The sequence below is a fragment of the Amycolatopsis panacis genome (assembly GCF_003600245.1).
GTDB classification, from domain to species: domain Bacteria; phylum Actinomycetota; class Actinomycetes; order Mycobacteriales; family Pseudonocardiaceae; genus Amycolatopsis; species Amycolatopsis sulphurea.
Genome location: NZ_QZFV01000048.1, coordinates 1 through 703 on the forward strand (window position 1 = coordinate 1; position 703 = coordinate 703).

The 703-nt window shown below is 68.1% G+C and carries 1 protein-coding gene; it reads left to right on the forward strand.

Going from position 1 to position 703, the window contains the following annotated elements:
- Positions 1-703, forward strand: a 703-nt coding sequence (locus D5S19_RS03865; RefSeq protein ID WP_147397323.1) for an acyltransferase domain-containing protein, incomplete at both ends; no start/stop codon positions are given.

A 703-nucleotide genomic window follows, 5' to 3' on the forward strand; every position in this document is an offset into this window, starting at 1 on the left:
ATATTGACGAGCCGTCGCCGCACGTCGACTGGTCTTCGGGCGGGGTCGAACTGGTGGCTGAAGAACGCGTGTGGCCGCGGGTGCAACGTCCGCGACGGTCGGCGGTGTCGTCGTTCGGGATCAGCGGTACCAACGCCCACGTCATCCTCGAACAGGCTCCGGAGGAATCGGTTCCGGAGCACACGGAACCGGTCCCGGCCATCCTGCCGTGGGTGCTGTCCGGGCGTACCGACGAGGCCCTTCGCGCGCAGGCCGAGCGGCTGATCGCCGCCGACCCGGGCGACCACCGGGACGTCGCGTACTCGCTGGCGACCACCCGCACCGCGCACGCTTGCCGCGCCGTGGTCGTGGGGGACCGAGCCGAGCTGCGCGCCGGACTGATCGCGCTCGCCGAAGGCCGGGCCGCACCCAACCTGGTGACCGGACAGGCCGCGGCGAGCAGGCTCGGGTTCCTGTTCACGGGCCAGGGTTCGCAGCGGCCTGGTATGGGTCGTGAGCTTTACGCGGCGTTCCCGGTGTTCGCCGCGGCGTATGACAAGGTGTGTGCGTTGTTGCCGGTGGGTGGTGATCTTGATCAGACGGGCAATGCTCAGCCTGCGTTGTTCGCCCTTGAGGTGGCGTTGTTCCGTTTGCTGGAGTCGTGGGGTGTTCGTCCGGATTTCCTGGTGGGGCATTCGATTGGTGAGTTGGCAGGGGCTTATGG